The 24,945-nt window shown below is 74.8% G+C and carries 22 protein-coding genes; 7 read left to right on the forward strand and 15 right to left on the reverse strand.

The window, feature by feature from the left end; genetic code table 11:
- Positions 1-109 precede the first annotated feature (109 nt).
- Genes FS882_RS06810 through FS882_RS06820 form a run of 3 tightly spaced genes read left to right on the forward strand, consistent with a single transcriptional unit; the run spans position 110 to position 4,575 of the window.
- Positions 110-1,096 (forward strand): GDP-mannose 4,6-dehydratase, encoded by a 987-nt coding sequence (locus FS882_RS06810; RefSeq protein WP_158372250.1) that lies wholly within the window; start codon positions 110-112, stop codon positions 1,094-1,096.
- Between the two features lie 3 nt (positions 1,097-1,099).
- Entirely contained in the window at positions 1,100-2,077 is a 978-nt protein-coding gene (locus tag FS882_RS06815) for a GDP-mannose 4,6-dehydratase (protein WP_158372252.1), read from the forward strand.
- Entirely contained in the window at positions 2,074-4,575 is a 2,502-nt protein-coding gene (locus FS882_RS06820) for a glycosyltransferase (RefSeq protein ID WP_158372254.1), read from the forward strand. The genes FS882_RS06815 and FS882_RS06820 overlap by 4 nt, the downstream gene beginning before the upstream one ends.
- Positions 4,576-4,591: 16 nt before the next feature.
- On the opposite strand, the gene FS882_RS06825 is transcribed toward FS882_RS06820, so the two are convergent.
- From FS882_RS06825 to FS882_RS06860, 8 genes are all read right to left on the reverse strand, one after another.
- Positions 4,592-6,946, reverse strand: coding sequence for a glycosyltransferase (locus FS882_RS06825; protein WP_158372256.1), 2,355 nt, complete (start codon positions 6,944-6,946; stop codon positions 4,592-4,594).
- A gap of 68 nt (positions 6,947-7,014) precedes the next feature.
- Positions 7,015-8,127, reverse strand: coding sequence for a glycosyltransferase family 4 protein (locus tag FS882_RS06830; protein ID WP_158372258.1), 1,113 nt, complete (start codon positions 8,125-8,127; stop codon positions 7,015-7,017).
- Positions 8,124-9,152, reverse strand: coding sequence for a glycosyltransferase family 2 protein (locus FS882_RS06835; RefSeq protein WP_187365176.1), 1,029 nt, complete (start codon positions 9,150-9,152; stop codon positions 8,124-8,126). The genes FS882_RS06830 and FS882_RS06835 overlap by 4 nt, the downstream gene beginning before the upstream one ends.
- Positions 9,149-10,699, reverse strand: a complete 1,551-nt coding sequence (locus FS882_RS06840) for a DUF2142 domain-containing protein (protein ID WP_158372260.1) — start codon at positions 10,697-10,699, stop codon at positions 9,149-9,151. The genes FS882_RS06835 and FS882_RS06840 overlap by 4 nt, the downstream gene beginning before the upstream one ends.
- Positions 10,696-11,115, reverse strand: a complete 420-nt coding sequence (locus FS882_RS06845) for a DUF2304 domain-containing protein (protein ID WP_158372262.1) — start codon at positions 11,113-11,115, stop codon at positions 10,696-10,698. The genes FS882_RS06840 and FS882_RS06845 overlap by 4 nt, the downstream gene beginning before the upstream one ends.
- Complete coding sequence (locus tag FS882_RS06850; RefSeq protein WP_158372264.1) at positions 11,112-11,867, reverse strand: glycosyltransferase family 2 protein; 756 nt, start codon at positions 11,865-11,867, stop codon at positions 11,112-11,114. The genes FS882_RS06845 and FS882_RS06850 overlap by 4 nt, the downstream gene beginning before the upstream one ends.
- 10 nt (positions 11,868-11,877) lie before the next feature.
- A complete protein-coding gene (locus FS882_RS06855; protein WP_158372266.1) occupies positions 11,878-13,137 on the reverse strand; it encodes a hypothetical protein in 1,260 nt (419 codons plus the stop codon).
- Positions 13,134-14,240 (reverse strand): glycosyltransferase family 4 protein, encoded by a 1,107-nt coding sequence (locus tag FS882_RS06860; protein WP_158372268.1) that lies wholly within the window; start codon positions 14,238-14,240, stop codon positions 13,134-13,136. Before FS882_RS06860 ends, FS882_RS06855 begins: the two co-directional genes overlap by 4 nt.
- A gap of 90 nt (positions 14,241-14,330) precedes the next feature.
- On the opposite strand from FS882_RS06860, the gene FS882_RS06865 reads away from it, so the two are divergent.
- Both FS882_RS06865 and FS882_RS06870 read left to right on the forward strand, forming a co-directional pair.
- On the forward strand, positions 14,331-15,218 hold the full coding sequence (locus FS882_RS06865; RefSeq protein ID WP_158372270.1) for a glycosyltransferase: 888 nt from the start codon (positions 14,331-14,333) through the stop codon (positions 15,216-15,218).
- Between the two features lie 62 nt (positions 15,219-15,280).
- Positions 15,281-16,369, forward strand: coding sequence for an NAD-dependent epimerase/dehydratase family protein (locus FS882_RS06870; RefSeq protein WP_262348124.1), 1,089 nt, complete (start codon positions 15,281-15,283; stop codon positions 16,367-16,369).
- 49 nt (positions 16,370-16,418) lie between these two features.
- Here FS882_RS06870 and FS882_RS06875 read toward each other — a convergent pair whose 3' ends face one another.
- Positions 16,419-17,555: an acyltransferase family protein gene (locus tag FS882_RS06875; protein WP_222848154.1), complete on the reverse strand. Its 1,137-nt coding sequence runs from the start codon at positions 17,553-17,555 to the stop codon at positions 16,419-16,421.
- 80 nt (positions 17,556-17,635) lie between these two features.
- Between FS882_RS06875 and FS882_RS06880 the strand changes: the two genes are divergently transcribed.
- Positions 17,636-18,763, forward strand: a complete 1,128-nt coding sequence (locus FS882_RS06880; RefSeq protein ID WP_158372272.1) for a glycosyltransferase family 4 protein — start codon at positions 17,636-17,638, stop codon at positions 18,761-18,763.
- Between the two features lie 30 nt (positions 18,764-18,793).
- Here FS882_RS06880 and FS882_RS06885 read toward each other — a convergent pair whose 3' ends face one another.
- Positions 18,794-19,408, reverse strand: coding sequence for a dTDP-4-dehydrorhamnose 3,5-epimerase family protein (locus FS882_RS06885; protein ID WP_158372274.1), 615 nt, complete (start codon positions 19,406-19,408; stop codon positions 18,794-18,796).
- Between the two features lie 84 nt (positions 19,409-19,492).
- On the opposite strand from FS882_RS06885, the gene rfbD reads away from it, so the two are divergent.
- Positions 19,493-20,338, forward strand: a complete 846-nt coding sequence (rfbD, locus tag FS882_RS06890; RefSeq protein ID WP_158372276.1) for a dTDP-4-dehydrorhamnose reductase — start codon at positions 19,493-19,495, stop codon at positions 20,336-20,338.
- A gap of 45 nt (positions 20,339-20,383) precedes the next feature.
- Here the strand turns inward: rfbD and FS882_RS06895 are convergent, their stop codons facing one another.
- The 5 genes from FS882_RS06895 to rfbA all read right to left on the reverse strand — a co-directional run bounded on the left by FS882_RS06895 (position 20,384) and on the right by rfbA (position 24,877).
- Positions 20,384-21,304: a WxcM-like domain-containing protein gene (locus FS882_RS06895; RefSeq protein ID WP_158372278.1), complete on the reverse strand. Its 921-nt coding sequence runs from the start codon at positions 21,302-21,304 to the stop codon at positions 20,384-20,386.
- The gene (locus FS882_RS06900; RefSeq protein ID WP_158372280.1) at positions 21,301-21,726 is read right to left on the reverse strand and encodes a GtrA family protein; all 426 of its coding nucleotides are present in this window, start codon (positions 21,724-21,726) and stop codon (positions 21,301-21,303) included. The genes FS882_RS06895 and FS882_RS06900 overlap by 4 nt, the downstream gene beginning before the upstream one ends.
- Complete coding sequence (locus FS882_RS06905; protein WP_262348125.1) at positions 21,719-22,723, reverse strand: glycosyltransferase family 2 protein; 1,005 nt, start codon at positions 22,721-22,723, stop codon at positions 21,719-21,721. The genes FS882_RS06900 and FS882_RS06905 overlap by 8 nt, the downstream gene beginning before the upstream one ends.
- Positions 22,720-23,835 carry a DegT/DnrJ/EryC1/StrS family aminotransferase gene (locus FS882_RS06910; protein ID WP_222848155.1) on the reverse strand — a complete coding sequence of 372 codons (1,116 nt, stop codon included), beginning with the start codon at positions 23,833-23,835 and terminating at the stop codon, positions 22,720-22,722. The genes FS882_RS06905 and FS882_RS06910 overlap by 4 nt, the downstream gene beginning before the upstream one ends.
- Before the next feature lie 169 nt (positions 23,836-24,004).
- Positions 24,005-24,877: a glucose-1-phosphate thymidylyltransferase RfbA gene (gene rfbA, locus FS882_RS06915; RefSeq protein WP_158372282.1), complete on the reverse strand. Its 873-nt coding sequence runs from the start codon at positions 24,875-24,877 to the stop codon at positions 24,005-24,007.
- Between the last annotated feature and the right edge of the window lie 68 nt (positions 24,878-24,945).

Here is a 24,945-nt window from a genome sequence, read left to right on the forward strand (position 1 = left end):
GGGGCGCGCCCCACCGCCGCCCGCGGGGGCGGCGGCGCCGCCGTGTACCCGCGGGAGCAGCGGAGTCGGTAGTCTCGGCACCCACTGTTCCCATACCCCACGAGGAATCATGCCCCGCGCACTCATCACCGGTATCACGGGCCAGGACGGTCTCTACCTCTCCGAGCTCCTGCTGTCCAAGGGCTACGAGGTCTACGGCCTGATCCGCGGCCAGAACAACCCGAAGCTCGACCTGGTCCGTGCGACGGTGCCGGACGTCAAGCTGGTGACCGGTGACCTCACGGACATGTCCAGCCTCATCCGGGCGCTCGAGGTGGCGCAGCCGGACGAGGTCTACAACCTGGGCGCGATCTCGTTCGTCGCGTACTCCTGGGAGAACGCGCTGCTCACCTCCGAGGTGACGGGCAAGGGTGTGCTGAACGTGCTCGAGGCGGTGCGCCTCTACTCGCACGACGACCCGACCCGGGTCCGCTTCTACCAGGCGTCCAGCTCCGAGATGTTCGGCAAGGTGCAGGAGGTGCCGCAGCGTGAGTCCACCCTGCTGTGGCCCCGCTCGCCGTACGGCGTCGCCAAGGTGTTCGGCCACTACATGACCATCAACTACCGCGAGTCGTACGGGATGCACGCGTCCTCCGGCATCCTGTTCAACCACGAGTCGCCCCGCCGCGGCCCGGAGTTCGTGACCCGGAAGGTGTCGCAGGCCGTCGCGCGCATCAAGCTCGGCCTGCAGGACGAGATCGTCATGGGCAACCTGGACGCCAAGCGCGACTGGGGCTTCGCCGGCGACTTCGTCGAGGCGATGTGGCGGATGCTGCAGCAGGACACGGCCGACGACTACGTGGTGGCGACGGGCGAGACCCACGCCATCGGCGAGCTGCTCGACATCGCGTTCTCCGCGGTCGGCATCGACGACTGGTCGGGCTACGTCCGCCAGGACCCGGCGTTCATGCGCCCGGCCGAGGTCGACCTGCTCATCGGCGACCCGACCAAGGCCCGTGAGGTCCTGGGCTGGGAGCCGAAGGTCGACTTCACGCAGCTGGTCACCATGATGGTCGAGAACGACCTGCGGGAGCAGCGCGCCCAGGCTGGGCTCTGACGCGTGGCACGTGTCCTCATCACGGGCGTCACCGGGCAGGACGGGAGCTACCTCGCAGAGCGCCTCGTCGCCGAGGGTGCGGAGGTCCACGGCCTGGTGCGCGCGTCGGACGCCTCGGCGTCCGACGCGCGGGCCCGTGGCGTCGTGCTGCACGAGGGCGACCTCGGTGACGAGGACGGGCTCCGCCGGCTGGTCGACGAGGTCGAGCCCGACGAGGTGTACAACCTCGCGGGCATCAGCTCGGTGGCCCAGTCGTGGCGCGAGCCCGTCCTGACCGGGCGGCTCAGCGGGCTCGCCGTCACGGTGCTGCTCGACGCCGCCGCCCGGCTGCAGGACCGGACCGGGCGGCGGGTGGCGTTCGTCCAGGCCAGCAGCTCCGAGATCTTCGGCGACGCGGCGGTCTCGCCCCAGGACGAGTCGACCCCGGTGCGCCCGGTGTCGCCCTACGGGGCGGCGAAGGCGTTCGCGCACCACGCCGCCGCCGTCTACCGGGGCCGCGGGCTGCACGCCGCCACGTGCATCCTGTTCAACCACGAGTCGCCGCGGCGGCCCACGACGTTCGTGACCCGGAAGATCACCTCGGCCGCCGCGCGGATCGCCCGGGAGGGCTCGGGCACGATCCGCCTGGGCAACCTCGAGGCGCGCCGGGACTGGGGGTGGGCGCCCGACTACGTGGACGCGATGGTCCGCGCGGCGCGGCACGACGTGCCGGACGACTTCGTGGTGGCCACCGGGACGACGCACACGGTGGCGCAGTTCGCCGAGGCGGCGCTGCGGCGGGCCGGGGTCGGGGACGACTGGGCGGCCCACGTCGAGAGCGACCCCGAGTTCTTCCGGCCGGCCGACGCCTCGGTGATGGTGGGCGACGCGGGCAAGGCCCGCCGCGAGCTCGGGTGGACCCCGAGCGTGACGTTCGAGGAGGTCGTGGGACGCATGGTCGACCACGACCTGGAGCTGGGTGAGAGGGAGGCCGGGGCGTGAGCGGCGGCGAGGAGAAGCGGCCGCGGGTGCGGCCGGGCGTGGTGTCGGTGGTCCTGGTGAACTACCGGGGTGCCGAGGACACGATCACGTGCCTGCGGGCGTTCGACGAGGTCGACTGGCCGGCGCAGGACCTCGAGCTGATCGTCGTCGACAACGACTCCGGCGACGGCAGCGTGGAGCGGATCCGCGCGGCGGTCCCCGGGGCCCTCGTGGTGGACGCCGGCTCGAACACCGGGTTCGCGGGCGGGTGCAACCTCGGCGTCGCGCACGCGACCGGTGAGTTCGTCGCGTTCATCAACAACGACGCCCGGCCGGACCGCGGCTGGATCCGCGCCGCGGTCGACGCCATGCGCGCCGACCCGGAGGTGGGCTCGGTCGCGTCGAAGGTGCTCGACTGGGAGGGCGGCCTGATCGACTACGTCGACGGCTCGCTCACCTGGTTCGGCATGGGGTACAAGCGCGAGGTCGAGAAGCCCGACACGGGGCAGTGGGACGTCGCGCACGACGTGCTGTTCGGCACCGGCGCCGCCATGTTCGTGCGCGCGGAGCTGTACCGCGAGGTCGGCGGCTTCGACGAGCGGTTCTTCATGTTCTACGAGGACGTCGACCTGGGCTGGCGCCTGAACCTGCTGGGGCACCGCGTGCGGTACGTGCCCGGCTCCGTCGCGTTCCACAAGCACCACGTCACGATGAAGAAGTTCGGCAACTTCCGCGAGAGCTACCTGCTCGAGCGGAACGCCCTGCTCTCGATGTACAAGAACTACGACGACGAGTCCCTGGCGCGCGCCCTGCCGGCCGCGCTCGCGCTCGCCGTGCGCCGCTCGCTCGCGCGCGCCGACGTGGACGCGACCTCGCTCGACCTCCAGCGGTCGCCCGGCGGGGACGACGTCGGCACGCTCGAGCTGCCCAAGATGGCGCTGACGGGGACGTACGCGATCGACTACCTGGTCGAGCAGATGCCGACCCTGCTGGAGTCCCGCCGCGAGCTCCAGGCGGCGCGCCGGCGCAGCGACCGCGAGCTGTTCCCGCTGTTCCGCAAGGCGCTCGAGCCGGCCTACGGGATGCCGTCCTACCTGGCGGCGCACGACGTCCTGGTCGAGGCTTTCGGCATCGCCGAGCACGTGAACAGCCGGCACCGGGTGCTCGTCGTCACGGGAGAGCCGCTCCTCGAGCGGATGGCCGGGCCCGCCATCCGGGCGTGGGAGATCGCGAGCGCGCTGGCGGGCGAGCACGACGTGCGGCTGCTGTCCACGGGCGGCGCCAAGCGCACGTCCCCCGACTTCTCGGTGGAGTACGCGCACGGCGCCGGCCTGCGCGAGCCCACCCGGTGGGCGGACGTCATCATCTTCCAGGGCTTCCTGCTCGAGCAGGCGCCCTGGCTGAAGGACAGCCCCAAGGTCGTCGTCGCCGACATCTACGACCCGATGCACCTGGAGCAGCTCGAGCAGGCCAGGGACCTCGGCCCGGACGGCCGGGTCCGTGCCGTGCGCGCCACCACCGAGGTGCTGAACGAGCAGATCCGGCGTGCCGACCTGCTGCTGTGCGCGTCGGAGAAGCAGCGGGACTTCTGGCTCGGCCACCTGGCGAGCCAGGGCCGGGTGAACCCCGCCGTCTACGACGAGCAGGCGAACCTGGACAACCTGCTCGCCGTCGTGCCCTTCGGGATCGCCGACGAGCCGCCCGTGCAGCACCGGCACGGCATCAAGGGCGCCGTCGAGGGGATCGGCCCCGACGACAAGGTGATCCTCTGGGGCGGTGGGATCTACAACTGGTTCGACCCGCTGACCCTGATCCGGGCCGTGGCGCGGCTGGCGGAGCGGCACCCGGACGTGCGGCTGTACTTCCTCGGCCTCAAGCACCCCAACCCCGGCGTGCCGGAGATGGAGGTCGCGTGGCGGACCCAGGAGCTCGCGCGCGAGCTCGGTCTGACCGGCCGGCACGTGTTCTTCAACGAGGGCTGGGTGCCGTACGAGGAGCGGGCGGACTACCTGCTCGACGCCGACCTCGGCGTCTCCACCCACTTCCAGCACGTGGAGACGGCGTTCAGCTTCCGGACCCGCATCCTCGACTACCTGTGGGCCTCGCTGCCGATCGTGGCGACCGACGGGGACACGTTCGGAGCGCTCATCCGCGAGCGAGGGCTCGGCCGGGTCGTGCCGGCCGAGGACGTCGCGGCGCTCGAGGCCGCGCTCGAGGAGATGCTGTACGACGCGGACGCCGCCGAGCGTGCCCGCGGCGCGGTGCGGGAGTTCGCCGGCGACTACGCGTGGTCGCGCGTGCTCCGGCCGCTGATCGAGTTCTGCCGGGACCCCCGCCGGGCGGCGGACGTCGCGCTGCGCGGCACGGCCGAGCAGGACAGGCGCGCGCCCGACGCGCGGCCGCGGCCGACCGTGCGCGGCGACCTGGCGCTCGCGCGGGACTACCTGCGTGCCGGCGGCGTCGGTGAGGTGGCCCGCCGGGCCGCCGGCCGGGTGCGCCGGATGACCGGCGGCGCCTGACCGGCGCGACCCCGGATCACCCCCGGGCGGCGCCGCGCAGGCGGCCGAGCAGCCGCCGCCCGGGGGAGGCCGGCTCCTCCGAGGAGCCGGCGGACGCCGCGATCGCGGTGAGCCTGGCCGCGATCCGGCGCCCCGCGGCGGCGGGGGAGTGCAGCGTGGCGATGTCGGCCGCGGCCCGCTGCCCCCGGGCGCGGGCCTCCTCGGGCCGCTCGAGCACCTCGCGCATGAGGCGCGCGGCGTGGTCCGGATCGGGCTCCGCCCAGGTCGCGCCGGCGGGGTACGGCGCCGCGTCCTCGGGGATCGGCACCGGTGACCAGTCGACGAGGAAGCTGTTCTCGTCGGTCATGAACTGCAGGTTCCCGCTGTACCGGGTGGCGATGACCGGCTTGCCCCACGCCATCGCCTCGGCCATGGTCAGGCCGAGACCCTCGCTGCGGTGCAGCGAGACGTAGCAGTCGCACGCCGCCATGAGCGCGTCGCGCGCGTCCGCGTCCAGGTAGTCCTCCAGGAGCACGACGTGCGGCAGCCCTGCCACGCGCAGCCGCAGCCGCTCGGCGTCGGCGGGCCGCTGGTCGGCGTTGATCGACTTCACCACGAGCACGGGCCCGTCCTCGGGCGAGAAGGCCGCGCAGAACGCGTCGACGAGCCCGAGCGGGTTCTTCCGCTCCGCCGTGCTGAGGAAGTCGAACGCGAACAGGAACAGCGGGCCGTCGGGCAGCCCGAGCTCCGCCCGGCCGAGCGTGACGTGGGCCGGCCGCTGGGGCAGGGGCGGCGTCACCGTCGTCACGGGCAGCGTCGTGTGCGGGGCGATCGCCGCCCGGATGAAGTCCGTGGCGACCCACACCTCCTCGACCGCCGCGAACCCGTCGTGCTGGCTGGCGGGGAAGTCCTCGACCTCCCAGTACCACATGCCGATGCGGTAGGTCCGGTCGAAGGCCACGGGCAGCCCGGCTGCGACCGTCGGCGTCAGGTCCGCGTTCACGCAGAGGAGGGTCGTCGCGAGCGGCGCGCTCCGCGCACCGGCTCCCGGACCCGCGGGGCGCTGCCTGCTGGTCAGGTGCGTCTCCACGGCGACGGCCGCCTGCGGCACGCCGGCGGCGTCGAGCGCGGCAACGAGCTGGCGGGCGGACTCGCCGATGCCGAGCTCGCCGCGCAGGAAGCCGACCACGTTGACGCCCGGCTCGTACGCGGCGGGCGGCGGGGGCGGGGCCGTCCACCGGCGCACCGCCTCGTCGACGAGGCCGGCGTCGTACCCCTCGGCCGCGGCGTGGTCCGCCGCCCAGGCCAGGAAGGCCTCCTCGTCGCGCCCGGGGACCCACCGGAACGCCGCGCGCAGGTCCGGCCGCGACGCGCGCACCGCGAGCAGGTACCGCCCGGGCGTCCCGGACGCGGACGGCTCGGTGAGCCAGTCCAGGAGCTCCTCGCGGCGGCCCGGGTCGAACGGGTCCGGAGCCGACGGGTCGCCGCCGCCCGGACGGAAGAGGGTCCGCAATGCCGCGTCCAGGTCGGCGCCGACGCTGGTGCGGGTCAGGTCCGCGCCGGCGGGCCGGGCGGCCGCGGCGTCCGCGTCCAGGCCCGTCATGGCGACGGCCACGCGTGACGCGAGCGCGGGGTGGTCGCTCAGCCGCGCGCGCGGGTCGCCGTCGACCCGGGGGTCCAGCAGCCACGGGCACGCCGGATCCGTGACGGTCAGGTCGACGGCGACGACCGGACGGCCGTCGAGCACGAGCCGGCCGCCGGGGTCCTCGGCGAGGAGGTGCTCGGGCCGCAGGGACCACGGCGAGACCAGGGTGGCGGGGTCGTGGACCGCGGCGTGCGGGAGCGCGGCCAGGATGCCCGGCCAGGCGTGCCCCGGAACGCCGCCCTCCGCGTCCGCGAGCACCTCGCCCCACGCCGCCAGCACGTCGGCGCGGTCCGGGCGCAGCGCGACGAGCGCCGGGTCCACCGCGCCGGCCCGCACCAGGTCCCCGGCGTCGGGGCGGCGCCCGTCGTCGGCCGGGACCGCCCGGACGACCAGGGCGAGGCCGCGGTCGGCCGCGGCGTCCGCGAGCGCGTCCGGCGCAGCGACCAGGAGGACGCCCGGGGCTGCGAGCACCACGACGTCGCGCGCGTCCTGCGCGGCGCGTCCGGCGACCGCTCGGCGGGCGGCGAGCGACCGGACGACCGCCAGCGGGTGGTACGCCGCCCACGCGTGCAGCTCGGCCAGGTCGATGCCCGCGTCGGCGGGGGACAGCACCCGCTCGGCACCGACGGGCCGGTAGCTCCCGTCGAGGTCGAGGACCTGGGACTCGGTGCCGACGGCCGCGGCGGACCGTGCGGTCAGCCGGGCGTGCGCGGCCGTCGCGGACGTCGTGACGATCAGGAGGTGCACGCGGGCTCGCTTTCGGTGACGGGGGTGGTCCGAGGGTAGCGACCGGGGCGCCGGTGAGCCCCCGGGCGTCAGCCGCGCCCCGCGAGACCGCGGTACACGGCCGCGTGCGCCGCGGCGGCGTCGGACCAGCGGAACGCCGCGCTGCGCTCCCGGGCGGCGGCACCCAGGAGCGGGCCCTCGTCCGACAGCGCGCGCTCCAGCCCGGCGGAGAGGGCCTCCGGGTCGAGCGGGTCGACGAGGACTCCCGCGTCGCCGACCACCTCTGCCATCGAGGTGCCGCGGGAGGTGACGACCGGGGTGCCGACCGACATGGCCTCCAGGACCGGCAGGCCGAAACCCTCCCAGGTGGACGGGAAGCAGAACGCCGTCGCAGCGGCGTAGGTCGCGCGCAGGTCCGCGGCGGACAGCCGCCCGAGCTCGACGACGCGGCGCTCCCACGGTCCGGGGGCCGGTCGGGCCGGCAGCTCGCCCCACCCCGGCGGGCCGACGAGGACCAGCCGGATCTCGGGGTCGCGCTCCGCGAGCCGGGCGAACGCGGCGAGCAGCCCGCTCACGTTCTTGCGCGGCTCGAACGTCCCGCACCACAGCACGAAGCGGTCCGGGAGGCCGAGCCGGGTGCGCGCCTCGGCGACGTCCGCGGCGGTCACCGACCAGCCCGGCGCACCGTGCGGGACGACGTGCAGCCGCTCGGGCCCGATCCCCGCCGCGACGCAGTCCTCCGCCGTCGCCTGCGACGGCACGACGACCGCCGCGGCCTCGTCGCGGGTGCGCTCCAGCGCGCGGGTGAAGAACCGCACGCCGCGCGGGGTGAAGTGCGACGCGTCGCGCAGGAACGCGACGTCGTGCACGGTCACCACGAGCGGGCGCGACGTCGGCGGGATCGCCCAGGTGGAGGCGTGCACCACCTCGAGGGACCGGTCGGCCCACTCGGGCCGCGGCACCGACAGCCTGTTCCACGCGCGGTACAGCGCGTAGCGCGGCAGGTGCAGCGACCGGACCGGCACGGGGACGCGGAGCTCCTCGGGCGCGTCGTGCCGGTGCGCGGCGGCGAGCCCCGTGGCGCGGACGTCGTCGCGCACGCGCAGCGCGTCCAGCAGCGCGAGCAGGTAGGCCGCGGAGCCACCCGGCACCCGCTGCCACGCCTGCTCGACCGTGACGCCGACGTGGACGGGACCGGTCATCGCGGCGCCCCCTCGGGGACCAGCAGCGCGGCCACCGTCGAGCGGGGCACCCGGGCCGCGCGGTCGACCTCCCGGCGCCGGCGCAGCGCCCCGGGGGTGCGGCGGAGCGCCGCGAGCAGCGTCCTGGCACGTCGGCCGCGCTCCGGGCCGAGCAGCGTGCGCGCCCCCGTCCGCAGGAACGCCCGGGCGACGACCGGCACCGGCGCGTGCACGAGCGCCACCACCAGGCGGTTGCGCTCGTTGTGGTCCCGGAAGAACGCAGACGACGCGTCCGACGAGCCCGCGTGGTCGTGCACCGTGCGGGCCGCGTGCACGTGCTCCACCGCCCAGCCGCGCCGGCGCAGCCGCCAGGAGAGCTCGGTGTCCTCGTAATACATGAACAGCGACTCGTCGAGCGGTCCGACGTCCGCCAGCGCGGCGCGGGACAGTGCGGCGCACCCCCCGTTGAACCCGAAGACGTCGACCGGGGCGGGCGGCCCGGCGGCGTCGGCGAGCCAGTCGCGGTCCCGGCCGTTCGCGGCGCGCGTGACCTCGTTGCCCGTGCTGTTCAGCCGGACGCCGCCGTCCTCGTCCGCACCGGCGCGGACCCAGGTCCGGCCGGCGTGGTCGACCAGACCGGTCTCGCCCGGGCGCGCCGCGCGGAAACGGCCTCGGAGCGCCACCCGGCCGGTGGTCGCGCCGAGACGGTCGGCCCCCGGCGCGTCGAACGGCGCGACGAGCTCCGCCACGAGGTCGGGCTCGGCGACGGCGTCGTTGTTGAGCAGCACGACGACGTCCCCGGACGAGGCGGCCACGCCCGCGTTCACCCCGCCGGCGAAGCCGGTGTTGCGGCCCAGCGGCACGAGGCGGACCCCCGGCCGTGCGCGCAGCGCCTCGACGGTCCCGTCGGTCGACCCGTTGTCCACGACGAGCACCTCCACCTCGCGGCCGGGCGTCTCCTGGCGGTCCAGGGAGTCGAGGCAGCGGAGCGTCAGGTCGAGGCCGTTCCAGGTGACGACGACCACGCTGACGGAGCGCGCCGTCACACCGCCGACCCGACGGCGGGCCGCTCCGTGGCGTCGAGCGCCTCGCCGCCCGTGTCGGCCGCGTCGTCCGCCCCGGCGCGGGCGGTGAGCGCCACCGCCGCGCCGAACGCCGCGGCGGCGACGACGGCGAGGAGCCCCAGCAGCGGCAGCGGGACCGGAGGGAGCCAGGCGTCCGGTGCCAGCGAGAACCACCCGCCGTCGTCGCCGTTGACGTACCGGTGCAGGTTCTGCGCGAACGCCACCAGCTGGACGACGGCGAGCAGCGAGCCCAGCACCACCGCGAGCGAGACCCCGATCCGCCGGACCCCGGGCAGCCAGGCCGCCGGGACCTCCTGCGACCGCCGGTGGACGACGAACGCCGCGAGCAGGGGGACGCCGATCGCGACCGGCAGGATGTACCGGCCCTGCCAGATGAACCCGAGGTAGTGGGCCTGCGACGCGTGGATCACCACCGGCACCACGTACGTCGCCGCGGCGACGAGGCCGATCACTGCGCGCTCGCGCCAGCTCCCCACGGCGAGCGCGACCAGCACGACGAAGGCGGCGCCGGCGGCGTACGCCATCAGCACCCAGCCCTCGAGCGGCGTGTCCATCCAGCCGAACTGCCCGACCATGTTGAGCACGAAGCCGTCCCAGGCGTACACGGTCAGACGGGCCGCGTTCGGGAACGTCATGTCGGGGTGGTTCACCGCCGCGCCCGAGCCCAGGGAGTTGGTGCCGACCACCCAGGCGGCCGCGGCGAGGCAGGACAGGACGACGGCGGCGAGGGGCGGCCAGGAGGCGCGCCGGCGGACCACGTCGACGAACGACCGCCACGGCGAGATGAGCAGCACGGCCGCGACGAGGATCGCGCAGTAGAGCAGCGACAGCCCCCGGGCGTTGACGAAGAACGCGGTCGACAGGGCGATCCACCACATGCGGCTGCGCACCAGGGCCGGGTCGGGGTGCCGGAGGAGGGCGAGCAGCTGGCACCAGAGCGCGAACGCTGCCGTGATCTCGATGGCCGCCGGGTTCACCGTCGACGTCAGGAACACGATCATCGGCGTCAGGGCGCCCGCCACCCCGGGCACCGCCCACGTCGGCGGACCGGTCTGGGCGAGCGCGCGCAGGCCGAGGGACACGAAGAAGGTGGTGAATGCGGCGGACAGGATCCGCATGCCGTAGAGCACGGGATCACCAGCCGGGAGCAGGCTCGGCAGACCCACGACCGCGTAGTAGAGCGGGTTGTACCGCCCGGCCGGGGTCACGGCGTCGGACGGTTCGTCCAGGTCCTCGGTGGGCGTCAGGTCGCACCCTGCGGGCTCGTCCGGGACGAACATGTAGCACGTGGGGTAGGCGGTGACGAACCGGTAGAAGTACGGCACGTCGACGGACGTGCCGCCGGTGGTGTCCGGACCGGTGAGCTGGCCGCGGACCACCGCAGCCGCCTTGACGGTGTGGGCGGGCTCGTCGGGCGACGCCATGAGGGGGTTGGCCACCGCCCACAGGGACGACAGCACGAAGAGCACCGCCCACCAGCCCCAGAACACCTTGTCGTGGGACCTCACCGGGCGTCCTCCTCGCTCGGGCGCGGCGCGCTGCTGGGCTGCTCGGGGTGCGGCGGGCCGGACGGGCCCTGGGCGTGGGTCAGGTGCTGGCGCATCTCGAGCCGCAGCAGCGCGACCTCCTCGGCGAGCGTACGGCTCTCCTCCTCCAGGGTGGAGATCTCGGTGCTCAGCTGGATGCAGACGGCCAGCAGCACGAGGGAGGCCAGGGCGAACAGCAGGTTGGCGGGTGTCTGGACGCCGACCAGGTCCGAGAGCCAGAACGCCAGCCCGGGGAACACGCCGATCACGACGACCGCCAGCGTCAGCACGATCCAGACGGCGGCGTACTTCTCCCGGATCCGCCGGGTGCGCAGCAGGTGCAGCAGCGAGAGCACCAGTGCCAGGCACACGACGATGGAGATGATCGTGAGCCTCATGCGGTCCCCTCGATCTCGAGCGCCGGCTGGGCGGCGACGGTCGGCCGGGACAGCGCGATGACGAGCGCGAGCGCGGCGCGCCCGAGGAAGACGGCGGCGCGCACGGGCGAGTGCGACGGCCGGCCGCCGGCGCGCGGCCGCATGGCGACCCCGACCTGGCGCACGACCAGCCCGGCGCGCGCGGCGATCACCAGCGACTCGACGGTGTCCCCCAGGTACTCGGCGGGGTAGTTGCCGGAGAACAGCGTGATCGCCCGCCGGCCGCTCAGCTTGAACCCCGAGGTCGCGTCCGTGAGGGAGGTCCGGCACACCCGGGACAGCACGCCCGCCAGCATCCGCATCGACCAGCGGCGCGGACCGCGCGCCTCGTAGTCGCCGACGCCCGCGAACCGGGCGCCGATCACGATGTCGGCGTGCTCGCGGTGCATGGTCTGGAGCAGCTGCGGGATCTCGGCGGGGTCGTGCTGCCCGTCGGCGTCGACCTGCACGGCGAGGTCGTAGCCCTTGCGCATCGCGTACGTGTAGCCGGCGCGCATGGCGCCGCCGACGCCCAGGTTGATCGGGAGCTCGAGGACGAGCGCGCCCGCCCGGGCGGCCTCCTCCGCGGTGCGGTCGGTGGAGCCGTCGTCGACGACGAGGACGTCCGCGTCGGGGACGGCGGAGAAGAGCTCGGACACCACGCCGGCGACGGTGTCCTGCTCGTTCCAGGCCGGTACGACGACGAGCATCCGCGCTCTGCTGGCGGAAGGCATGGCGGCCATCCTACCGGCGCCCCGCGGTCGCCCGGCGCACCGCCGCGGCGTGGACGAGCACGCCGACGAGCGGACCGCACGAGAGGCTGAGCACCGCGCGGAGCTCGAGCGAGCCGGGCATGAGCAGCACGACGGCGGAGACCGCGGTCGCGACGACCCACCCCGCGGCGTACGCCCGGTGCCGGCCGAGGGCGAGCACGGCGGCACCCGTCAGCGTGAGCAGGCCGAGCGCGACGGCGGACGCCGTGAGGCCGGCCAGGACGCCTCCGGGGACGCGGTAGGCGGGGCCCAGCACCGCCGCCATGAGCCACGGGCCGACGAGCGCCGCGGCCGCGGCCCCGACCGCGCCGACGGCGACGACCGCGCCGGCGATCTGCAGCAGGGGGCGGGCGCCCCGGTCCCGGTGCGCGAGGAAGTGCGTGATCGCGACGCCCTGGTACGCGTTCAGCGGGATGAGCAGCGGCGCGCGCGTCAGCTGCACCGCCATGAGCAGGGGCGCGGCCTGCGCGTAGGCGTCGGCCGGCGTGGTGACGCGCAGGAGCACGGGGAACCCGACGACGAGCGCGGCACTCGCAGCCGTGCCGGCCATGGCCTGCGCGGTCGCCGTGGCGAACGCGCGGCCCGGCACCCCGGCCCGGCGCGTGCGCGCCGTCCGGACCGCGGGCGCAGCCGCGAAGCCCAGCCACGTCGCGGCCGCGAGGCCGGCGCCGGCGGCCATGCCGGCGCCGGCGAGCCCCGCGGCCGCCGCGGTGCCCGTCAGCACCAGGCGCACCACGGACTCCGCGCCCACCAGCCGAGCGTAGGTCGGCCAGGCGCCGCCGCCGGCGAGGGCGCCCGCGACCGAGGCGTGCCCCGAGAAGGCGACGACCGACACCGCGACCACCGCGAGGAGCAGCCAGGGGTCCGGCCCGAGGACCGCGCGGGCCCAGAGCGGGCCGGTCGCGAGCAGGAGGGCTGCCGCGCCCGCGCCGACGAGCAGCCCGGCCCGGAGCACCCGGGGGCCGGCGGTGCCGGGCATGCCGTCCCCCTCCAGGGCGACGTGCACCACCCGGGTCGTCTCGTTCTGGAGCCCGCCGAGCACGCCGAAGCAGAAGAACAGCAGCCCCCAGAACGCGAGGAAGTCCGCGTTGTCCGCCGGGTCGAGCACCCGGGCCGCGACGAGCAGCACGAGGTACCCGGCAGCCGCGGCGACCAGGGAGGCGACGCCCACCCCGCCGAACCGCGCGCCGTTCCCGGCCGGCGCCGCGGCGCGGTCCGCGCCGGCGGTCACGCCCGCTCCCCGGCGGAGTGAGCCGCGAGGTACGCCTCCTCGTGCGCGGCGGCGCACGCGGACCAGGTGAAGAGCCGCGCGCGCTCCAGCCCGCGCCTCTGCAGCCCCTCGGCGTCGGCCAGGGCCGCCCGGACGCCGTCGGCGATCGACCGGGCGTCGGTGGGGTCGAAGAGGGCGGCCGCGTCCCCGCACACCTCCGCGAGCGACCCCGCGGAGGACGACGCGACGGGGCAGCCGGAGGCCATCGCCTCGAGCGGCGGCATGCCGAAACCCTCGTACAGGCTCGGGAACACGAGGCAGGACGCGGTGCGGTAGAGCTCGAGCAGCTCGGCGCGCGGCACGTTCCCGCGGACGTCCACCCAGTCGGGCAGCTCCCCGAGGCCCTCGAGCCCGCCCCCGGTCAGGACCAGGCGCAGGGTCGGGTCGTCCTCCCGGAGCAGGCGGACCGCCTCCAGCAGCCGCTCGTGGTTCTTGTGCGCCCAGCCGCGAGCCGGGTACAGCAGGAAGTTCTCGCGCGGACCGAGCTGCGGCGTGAACGCCGCGGTGTCGACGGCCAGGTGGGCGACGGTGATCCGCTCCGGCGGGACGCCCAGGTGGTGCACGATCCGCTGCTTGGAGAACTCGCTGATCGTGATCACCCGGTCCGCGCGCCGCGCCGCGCGGTCGTAGTACAGGCGCCGGTACGCGAGCTCCGCCCGCGAGAACAGGTGCGGCATGTCGAGGTGCTGCACGTCGTGCAGCGTCTGCACGACGCGGTCGCCGTGGCGCGGGAGCGGCACGGTCGCCGTGAACGGGTAGTGCACGACGGCGCCGCGCGGCGCGCGCCCGAGCAGCCGGCCGCGGCGCAGCACCGAGGTCGCCACCGTCCGCAGGCGCGCCCCCGTGGAGGGTGCCGGCACGATCTCCGGGGCGAGCACCTCGGGCAGGTCGGGCACGAACCCCGCCGCCTGCGCCGGCAGCAGGACCGACGCGGACACCCGGCCGGACCTGGCCAGCTCGCGGCCGAGCTCGCGGGCGTACGTCTCGGTCCCGCCCATCCCCCCGGGGACCAGCGTCAGCATGGACAGCGCGACGCGGGGGAGGGCGCGGGACGGGACGTTCACAGGGGTTCTGCCTCCGGGTCGGGTGAGCCGCGGCGCGCGGCGCCCCTAGTCTGGCCCATGTCACCCGCTCGATCCGGAAGGTCCTCCTGCATGCCGCTCGACATCTTCGTCCCGTTCTGGGGCGACCCGGCCCTGCTCCGCGAGACGGTGGCGAGCGTGCTGGCCCAGCGCAACGGGGACTGGCTGCTCACGGTGGTGGACGACGCGTACCCGGACGAGAGCGTCCCGGCGTGGTTCGCCTCGATGGACGACCCACGCATCACGTACGTGCGCAAGGAGCAGAACGAGGGCATCACCGCGAACTACCGCACCTGCGTGTCGATGGCGACGCAGGAGTCGGTGGTCATCCTGGGCTGCGACGACGTGCTGCTGCCCGACTTCGTGGACGTGGTGCTCGCGGCTCGGGCGAGGTTCCCGCGCGCCGCGATCGTCCAGCCGGGCGTGGAGGTGATCGACGAGCAGGGGCGGGTCGTGCGTCCGCTCGCCGACCGCGTGAAGCAGGACGTGGTCCGGCCGCGGGCGAGCGCGCCCCGGGTGCTGTCCGGCGAGCCGCTGGCCGCCAACCTCATGCACGGCGACTGGCTGTACTGGCCGTCGCTCGTGTTCCGGCGCGACGTGCTCGCGCGGACCCCGTTCCTCGACGACCTGCCGCTGATCCAGGACCTGGCCCTCGTGATGGACATGGTGCTCGACGGCGAGCAGCTGGTGCTCGAGCCCCGCGTCTGCTTCCGGTACCGCCGGCACAGCCACAGCGCCTCCTCGGCGTCGCTGCTGGACGGCCGCCGGTTCAGCGGCGAGCGCGCCTACTTCGCGCACGTGGCCGAGCGCTGCGACGCCCAGGGGTGGCACCGCGCCGCGCGGGCCGCCAGGCTGGCGGTCACGTCGCGCCTGCACGCGCTGACCCTGCTCCCGCGGGCGGCCCGCTCGGGTGCCGCGGGCACGATGCTCCGGCACGCGTTCGGGCCGATGCGCCCGTGACCGGCGCCCCGACCCCGACCCACGGCGGACGCCCCGCCGGCACCGACGAGAGGACTCCCGCAGTGAACGCCCCCACGCCCACCCGCACGCCCCAGGAGGAGACCGTCCTCGTCACCGGCGGGGCGGGCTTCATCGGCACGACGATGTCCGCGGAGCTCGTGCGGACCTTCGCGCGGGTCGTCGCGCTCGACAACCTGCACCCGCAGGTGCACGCCCGCCCGGAGCGGCCCGCCGAGCTCGCCGAGGGCGTCGAGCTGGTCGTCGGCGACGTCACCGACCCGGCCGCGTGGGACGCGCTGCTCGCCGACGTCCGTCCCGACGTCGTCATCCACCTCGCGGCCGAGACCGGCACCGGCCAGTCGCTCACCGAGTCCACCCGGCACGCCGAGGCGAACGTGGTCGGCACCACGCAGATGCTGGACGGCCTGCGGCGCGCCGGCGTCCGGCCGCGTCGCATCGTCCTGTCGAGCAGCCGCGCGGTCTACGGCGAGGGCGCGTGGCGCCGCGCCGACGGCACGCTGTTCCTGCCGGGCCAGCGGACGGCGGAGATCCTCGAGCGGCACGAGTGGGACTTCCCGGGCGCCGAGCCGGTCGCGATGTCCGCGGCGACGACCCGGCCGGCCCCGGTCAGCGTCTACGGCGCCACCAAGCTCGCCCAGGAGCACATCATCACGTCGTGGGCGAACTCCGAGGGGGTCGAGGCGGTCGTGCTGCGGCTGCAGAACGTCTACGGGCCTGGCCAGTCGCTGACCAACTCCTACACCGGGATCATGGCGCTCTTCTGCCGCCTGGCCCGCGAGGGCGCGTCCATCCCGCTGTACGAGGACGGGGCCGTGCGCCGGGACTTCGTGCTGGTCGACGACGTGGCGCGGGCGCTCCTCGCGGCCACGACCGCCGCCGATCCGGGCAGCGTCCCGATCGACATCGGCTCCGGTGAGCACCAGACGATCGCCGACGCCGCCCGGCTGATCGCCCGGTTCTACGGCGCGCCGGACCCGCACGTCACCGGTCAGTACCGCCAGGGCGACGTCCGGCACGCGTGGGCCGACGTGACCCGGGCGCGGGAGGTGCTGGGCTGGTCCCCGCAGGTCTCGCTCGCCGAGGGCGTCGACCGCCTCGCGCGGTGGGTGGACGAGCAGCAGGGCGCCTGACCGGGGTGGCGACGAGGGGGCGGACCGAAGCGTCCGCCCCCTCGTCGTCTCAGGCGGGCCGGGCGGCGGTGGACCGCCGGGCCCACCGCATCGCCGGCCGCTCGACGACCAGCCAGCTCGCGACGGCCAGCGGCACGGTGACCGCGAGGGCGACGACGTCGTACGCCAGGATCGGCAGCTCGTGCGCGCCGGTCAGCACCAGCAGCTGCTGGACGGGGAACGCGTAGATGTAGATGCCGTACGACACGTCGTGGCGCCGCAGCAGGTCGGGGATCGGCAGCGCGGAGCCGACCCAGATCAGCGCGTAGGCGAGGAACGGCGCGGTCAGCTGCGCCCCCCACCCGTCGAGCAGCCACACCGCTCCGGCCACGACCGCCACGCTGCCGGCTGCGGCGGCCCAGTGCATCGGCAGGCGGTGCCGCAGCCGCTCGACGAGCGCGCCGCCGAGGAACAGGGGCAGCAGCTTCGCGAGCAGCTGGGCGTCGACGTTGCCGCCGAGCAGCGTCGCGACGCCGTGCGGCCAGCCCGCGTGGGCGGCCACCGACAGCAGGAAGGCCCCCACCAGGCCCCAGACGGAACGGCGCATGAAGCCGACCAGGGCGAGCAGCCCCACGACGAGGTAGCAGAGGAACTCGTAGTACAGGCTCCACAGCGAGCCGTTCCAGGCGCCGGGGTACGGCACGTCGGCCGGCGTGCCCGCGATGTCGTAGGCGTTCACCCGCAGGAACAGGTTGCTCCACACGAAGTTCGCAGGGGTCGTGCTCGTCGTCAGGTAGCCCGAGAGGGTGCCGTGCAACCAGACGTACCCGATCGGGCCCACGACGGCCACCATGACCAGCAGGCAGACCACGAACGCGGGGAAGATCCGGGCGACCCGGTGCACCAGGTACGTCGACAGCGGGTTGCGCCAGCGCGAGCCGGTGATCAGGTAGCCGCTGACCGCGAAGAACCCGAACACGGCCCAGCCGCCGAGGTTCTCGCCGTCCAGGTGCGGCCCGACGCCGCGGCCCGAGATGTAGTACGCGTGGGCGTGCAGCACCAGCACCGCGAGAGCGAGGCGGACCACGTTGAGCCCGTTGCGCCGCGGGTCCATCTGGTGGCCGTGCCACCGGCCCAGCCGGGCCTCGGGGGCGGTGCGCACGTCGGGGCGCGCGGGCGCGAGCTCCTGCGGAGTGGCCGCCGTCACGGGGCGAGGCCCGGAAGGGAGGTGTCCATGCGCACAGTGTCGCGCACCGGCCCCTCCGGCCCCGCACCTACGATGGCGCGGTGCGAGTTCTGTTCGACGCGACGGCCATCCCTGCGGACCGCGGAGGTGTGGGCCGGTACGTCGACGCGCTGCTGCCCGCCCTCGAGGCGGAGGGGGTGGACCTGCGCGTCGTGTGCCAGGCGCGCGACGCGGACCAGACGGCTGCGCTCGTCCCGGGGGCCGACGTGCTCCCCGTGCACGGGCTCGTCGAGCGCCGTCCCGCCCGGCTCGCCTGGGAGCAGACGGCCCTGCCCCTGCTGGCCCGGCGCGGGGTCGACCTGCTGCACAGCCCGCACTACACCTTCCCGGTCGCGACGCCGGTGCCCCTGGTCGTCACGCTGCACGACGCCACGTTCTTCAGCCACCCGCAGCTGCACTCGCCGGTGAAGGCGCGGTTCTTCCGCACCGCCACCCGGCTCGCCGTGCGCCGCGCGGCAGGGCTGGTGGTGCCGTCCCGGGCCACCCGGGACGAGGTCGTGCGCTACGCGGGCGGGTCCCCGAGCCGGTTCACCGTCGCCTACCACGGAGTCGACACCGGGGTCTTCCACCCCGTGGACGCCGCGGAGCGCGCGCGTGTGCGCGCGGCGATCGGGCTCGGTGCCGACGAGCCCTACGTCGCGTTCCTCGGCACGCTGGAGCCGCGCAAGAACGTGCCCGCCCTGATCGAGGGCTGGGTCCGGGCGTGCGAGGGCGGTGGGCCGGCGCCGGCGCTCGTGCTCGCCGGCGGGTCCGGCTGGGACACCGCGGTCGACGCGGCGGTGTCGGCGGTGCCGGCCGGGCTCCGCCTGATCCGCACCGGCTACCTGCCGCTGGGCGACCTCGCCGGGCTGCTCTCGGGGGCGACCGTGGTCGCGTACCCGAGCCTGGGCGAGGGCTTCGGCCTGCCGGTGCTGGAGGCGATGGCCTGCCGCGCGGCCGTGCTGACCACCCGGGAGCTGTCGCTTCCCGAGGTCGGCGGGGACGCCGTCGCGTACACCGGCACCGCGGCGGCGGACATCGCGGGCGCGCTGCGCTCGCTGCTGGACGACGCCCCGGAGCGGGCGCGGCTGGCGGCGGCCGCCGAGGAGCGGGCGGCGGGCTTCACCTGGCGCGAGGCCGCCCGTGCGCACGTCGCGGCGTACGAGGACGCCCTGGCCGCCCGGCGCTGAGCCGGGCGGCCCGGGCGTCCTCGCGGCGTGTCAGGCCAGGCCGGCCACGTACCGCTGCACGGTGTCGTGGTCGGGCAGCAGCCCGGACGCGCGAGCCTCCGCGAGCGAGGGCGCCGCCAAGTCCTTCGCGGACAGCTGCGGCGTGATCGGCGAGCCGTCCCGGGCCTGGGTCGGCCAGTCGATGCCGACCTCCGGGTCCAGCGGGTGGATGCCGTGCTCGCGACCGGGCGAGTACCCCGTGGAGCAGAGGTACGTGACCGTGGAGCCGTCCTCCAGCGACAGGAACGCGTGCCCGAGGCCCTCGCCCAGGTAGATCGCCCGCCGGTCCACGTCGTCGAGCAGCACGGCGTCCCAGGTCCCGAAGGTCGGGGACCCCACGCGGATGTCGACCACGACGTCCAGCACCGCGCCCTTCGGGCAGGTCACGTACTTGGCCTGCCCCGGAGGGACGTCCGCGAAGTGGATGCCCCGGAGCACCCCGGCGGCGGACACGGAGATGTTCGCCTGCTGCAGGTCGAACCGGTGGCCGGTCGCCTCGGCGAACGGGCCGCCCTGGAACGCCTCCAGGAAGACGCCACGGGGGTCGCCGTGCTGCGTCGGCGTGATCTCCCAGGCGCCGGGGACGGCGAGCTCGCGGTAGGTCATTGGGGGGTCCTCTCGGGTCGAACGGCCGGGAAGAGCCTATCCGGGCCGGTACGCTGCGGGGGTTTGCCGACTGAAGGAGAAGACGTGCGCTGGCTGGTGACGGGTGCCCACGGCATGCTCGGTCAGGATCTCGTCGCGCTGCTGCGCGAGCGGGGCCACGACGTGACGGGGCTGGACCGCGCGGACCTCGACATCACGGACCCGGCGGCGACCGCGGACGCCGCTGCCGGGTACGACGTGCTCGCCAACGTCGCCGCCTACACGGCCGTCGACGCGGCGGAGGCCGACGAGCGGGCGGCGTTCGCGGTGAACGCCGCGGGACCGGCGCTGCTCGCCCGGGCCGCGCGCGGGGCCGGCGCCCGCCTCGTGCAGATCTCCACGGACTACGTGTTCGACGGCCACGCCGACCGCCCGTACGGCGAGGACGCCCCGATCCTGCCGCGCTCGGCCTACGGGCGGACCAAGGCAGCGGGGGAGTGGGCCGTGCGCGCCGAGGCGCCGGACCACCTGATCGTGCGGACCGCCTGGCTCTACGGCGCGCACGGAGCGTGCTTCCCGAAGACGATCGCGCGCGTCGCCGCAGAGAAGGGCGGGCTCGACGTGGTCGCCGACCAGGTCGGGCAGCCCACCTGGACGGTCGACCTCGCGGACCTCGTCGAGCGGCTCGTCGCGGCCGGCGCGCCCGCCGGGACCTACCACGGCACCTCGGGCGGACAGACCTCCTGGCACGGCTTCGCCCGGGCCGCCGTGGCCGCGGCGGGACTCGACCCGGCGATCGTCCGGGAGACGACCTCGGAGAAGTTCGAGCGGCCGGCGCCCCGGCCCGCGTACTCGGTCCTCGGGCACGACGCGCTGCGGGCGGCGGGCGTCGAGCCCATCGGGGAGTGGCAGGAGCGCTGGGACGCCGCCGCGGGAGCCGTGCTCGCGTGACCCCGGCCGGGCGCGCGACCGGCTCATCCCGGTCGCGCGTCCGGCTCACGTGCGATCGGCCTCGCTGAGGAACTCCTCGTACGTCCGGATGTAGTCGTCCGCGTCGTACGGCAGCGAGGCGAAGACACCGAGCACCGCGTCCTCGGTGTACCGGTACTGCGTCCCCCAGGTCATGGCGGGCATGTACAGGCCGACGCCGGGCTGGTCGAGGACCACCTCGGTCCGCTGGGTCCCGTCGTCCACGATGCACGCGACCGAGCCGCGGAGGCAGACGAGGACCTGCTCGCACGCGCGGTGGGCGTGCTCGCCGCGCACGTCCTTGGACGGGACGTCGAAGACGGCGAAGAACCGCGCGGGCTCGAACGGGAGGTCCTTGCCGAGCTCGATCGCGGCGAGTGACCCGCGCAGGTCGCTCGCGACCCGCAGCGGGATCAGCCGCGCGCCGCCCGTGAGCTCTCGCTCGCCGACCGCGTCGGCGGCCGTGACGGCGGGGGCCTTCTCCGCGCCGGCGTAGCCGGTGATCCTGGCCGGGTTGCCGACGACGACCGCGTTGGCGGGCACGTCCTTGGTCACGACGGCCCCGGCGCCGACCATGGCGTTCCGGCCGACCCGCACGCCCGGCAGGATCACGGCGCCGGCGCCGAGCGAGGCGCCGTCGGCGACGACCGTTTGCAGGAACTCCTCGGGGTACTGCTTCGAGCGGGGGAACCGGTCGTTGGCGAACGTGACGTTCGGGCCCACGAACACGTCGTCGCCCAGTCGCACGCCGTCCCACAGCTGGACGCCCGACTTCACCGTGACCCGGTCCCCGACGACGACGTCGTTCTCCACGAGGACGTGGTCGCAGATGTTGCAGTCGACGCCGATGCGGGCGCCCGGCAGCACGTGCGCGAACGCCCAGATCCGGGTGAGGTCGCCGACGGTCTCGGACTCGCAGATGCCCTGCGGGTGCACGAACGGGCTCACGGGGTCTCCAGGTGAGGGGTGTCGGGGGCACCGGCGGTGCGGGCCCGGTGCAGGCGGCCGGTGATGAGCCGGCCGCCGAGGAAGGTGAGGGGGGCGGTGACGACGACGACGAGGCTCGTCGCCGCCTCGGGGTACCCGGCGGTGGTCCACAGGTGGACCACCGCCAGGCCGATCAGGTAGACGACCAGGTAGAGGACCACGTAGGCGATCACCGCGGCGCGGTTCATCCGGACGCCGTAGACGAACCGGTCCGCCAGGAACGTCGACAGCACCAGCCCGCCGGCGAAGACCAGGGTGTACGCCAGCCGCGGGTCGATGACGAGCGACAGCAGCGCGAGCAGACCGGCCGTGATCAGGGTGTTGGCGCCCCCGGCCAGCAGGAACCGCCATGCCGACCCGCTGAGGCTGTGGCGCTCAGGCATCGAGGTCGTACACCTGCCGCGACATCGCGACGGACACGGGCCTGGACTTGCTGTTCTCGTAGGTGCGCCAGACGTACGAGCCGACGACCCCGAGCCCGGACAGCAGCACGAAGGTGGAGAACAGCATGACGAGCATGAGCGGCGTGTAGCCGATCTCATCGATGTTCCCGGTGAGCCAGCTGAAGAACACCACGACGCCCACGAGCGCCGTGGTGACTGCTCCCAGGAAGCCGACGGTGCTGAGCAGGCTGATCGGGATGTCAGTGAACGAGAAGACGCTGTCGAGCATGTAGCGGACCCGCTTGCGCAGGGTCCACCCCGAGCGTCCCTCGGTGCGCGGCACCCGGCTGTAGGGCACCTCGGTGCGGCGGAAGCCCACCCAGTACAGCAGCCCGACGAGGCTCGAGTGCGCCTCACCGAGGGAGAGGAGGTGCCCGGCGACCTCGCGGGTGCAGCCGAACACGTCGACGCCGCCGCGGGGGATGGCCGGGTTGATCAGGCGCCGGTAGAGGCCCCAGAACGTCCGGGACAGGAACGACGACACCGCGGGGTCGGCACGGGACTCGCGGCGACCGATCGCGATGTCGGTCTCCCCGGTGCGCAGGACGTCGAAGAACTCCTCCATGAGCTCGGGCGGCTCCTGGAGGTCGGCGGCCATCACGCCGATGTACTCGCCGCGCGCCGCCGCCAGCCCGGTGCGGATGGCGGGGAACGAGCCGAAGTTCCGCGAGTGCACGACGATCTGGCCGGCGATCTTCGCCTCGGGCAGCAGCCGCTCGAGGACGAGCAGCGAGCCGTCGGGGGAGCCGTCCACCACGAACACCGCCTCGAGCGGGCCGGGCAGCCGCGCGGCGACGCCCTCCAGCCGCTCGATGACGGCTCCGAGCGTGCTCTCGTTGCCGTAGACCGGGATCACCACGGAGAACTCGGGGACGACGGGGTGCACCGGAGCCGCCGCCGGGACCTCCGGTGCCGGGATCGCGGGGGGCTCGGTCACGCGAAGCTCCCGAGGGCGGCGGCGACGCGCGCCACCTCGTCGTCCGTGAGCTCGGGGAACAGCGGGAGCGACAGGACGCTCGCCGCGAGCCGCTCGGTGACCGGGAGCCGCACGTCCGCGTGCTCGGCGGCGATCGCGGGCTGGCGGTGGTCAGGAACGGGGTAGTGGACGTCGGTGCGGACGCCGTGCGCGGTGAGGTGGGCGACGAGCTCGTCACGGCGCTCGGTCTCGACCACGGCGAGGTGCGCGGCGTGGCCCTCGTCCTCGGCCGGGAGGACACGCACGTCCGCCGGGGCGGCGTCCCCGTACACGGCGAGGATCGCCCGACGGCGGGCGTTGCCCGCGTCGAGCCGGGGCAGCCTGGTGCGCAGCACCGCGGCCTGGACCTCGTCGAGCCGGGAGTTCACGCCGCCGCTCCGGCCGATCGTGTACTTGCCCTGCCAGCCGTACTGCCGCAGCTCCCGGACGGCCTGCGCGACCTCGGCCGACGGCGTCGCCACCGCGCCGCCGTCGCCGAGCGCGCCGAGGTTCTTGGTCGGGTAGAACGAGAACGCCGCGACGTCGCCGAGCGACCCGACGCGCCCCTCGGGGCGGGTGGCGCCGAGGGCCTGGGCGCAGTCCTCGATCACCCTGATCCCCAGCGGCTCGCACGCCGCGCGGATCGCGCCGACGTCGGCGGACCGGCCGTACAGGTGCGTGACCACGACAGCGCCGACGTCCGCGCCCAGGACGGGTGCGAGGGTCTCCGGGGAGAGCAGGTGCGTACCCGGGTCGACGTCGGCGTACCGGACGTGGAACCCCGCCCGGCGGGCGGCGGTGGTGCTGTACCCGCCGCAGTTGGCCGCGGTCACGACGACCCGTCGGTCGGCGGGCACGACGGCACGCATGGCGAGCTCGAGCGCGTCGGTGCCGCTCGCGACGCCGAGGGCGTGCTCGACCCCGAGGAAGGTGGCGAGGTCCTGCTCGAACCCGGCGTGCTGCGGACCGTGCACGAGCCAGCCGGAGTCGACGGCACGCGCCATCGCGTCGAGGAGCTCGGCACGTTCCGCGCGCAGGGCGCGGGAGAGGTCGTTGAGCGGGACGGTGACCGGCGGGTCCTGGACGGCGCTCACGCGGCGGCCCCGCGAGTCGGGACGAGACGGGCGGGCAGCAGCCCGGAAGTCAGTGCACCCTGCATGGGACCGGATTGTTCCTCATGTTGTGGCGATCGTGTGAATCCCGCAGGTGCGCATCGCGAGGTCCCCGCGCCGCCGCACCGCGAGCGGGTGGTGCCGCAGCTGGTCAGTCCCGTCGGTCGGCCAGCAGCGACAGCAGGTAGGTCCCGTAGCCCGACTTCACCAGCTTCTCCGCCCGCACCCGCAGCTCGTCGTCCGACAGGAACCCGCGGCGCCAGGCGACCTCCTCGGGCGCGCCGATCTTCAGCCCCTGCCGGGACTCGATGGTGCGGACGTAGTCCGAGGCCTCGAGCAGCGAGTCGAAGGTGCCGGTGTCCAGCCAGGCGGTCCCGCGGGGCAGCACCTCGACCTGCAGGCGGCCCTGCTCGAGGTAGTGCCGGTTGACGTCGGTGATCTCGTACTCGCCGCGCGCGGACGGCTGCAGGTCCTTCGCGATCGCCACGACGTCGTTGTCGTAGAAGTACAGGCCCGGCACGGCGTAGGAGGACTTCGGCTCGGCGGGCTTCTCCTCGAGCGAGAGGGCGCGGCCCTGCGCGTCGAACTCCACGACGCCGTAGGCGGTGGGGTCGGCGACCCGGTAGGCGAACACGGCGGCGCCGTCGATGTCCTCGAACCGGGTGAGCTGCGAGCCCAGGCCCGGGCCGTAGAAGATGTTGTCGCCGAGCACCAGGGCGGCGGAGTCGCCGCCGACGAAGTCGGCCCCCAGCACGAACGCCTGCGCGAGGCCGTTCGGCTCCGCCTGGACGGTGTAGCTGATCGAGATGCCGAACTGCGAGCCGTCGCCCAGCAGGCGCCGGAACTGCTCGGCGTCGTGCGGCGTCGTGATCACGAGCACGTCCCTGATGCCCGCGAGCATCAGCGTGGAGAGCGGGTAGTAGATCATCGGCTTGTCGTAGACCGGGACGAGCTGCTTGCTGACGCCGAGGGTGATCGGGTGCAGCCGCGTGCCGGACCCGCCGGCCAGGATGATGCCTCGCATCGGGCCATTCTGACGCATCCGGGCCGGTCCTCGGTGTCGAACGGGCGTGCAGTAGGGTCGAGGGCCAT

The organism is Cellulosimicrobium cellulans, assembly GCF_007679345.1.
In the GTDB taxonomy this organism is placed as follows: domain Bacteria; phylum Actinomycetota; class Actinomycetes; order Actinomycetales; family Cellulomonadaceae; genus Cellulomonas; species Cellulomonas cellulans_A.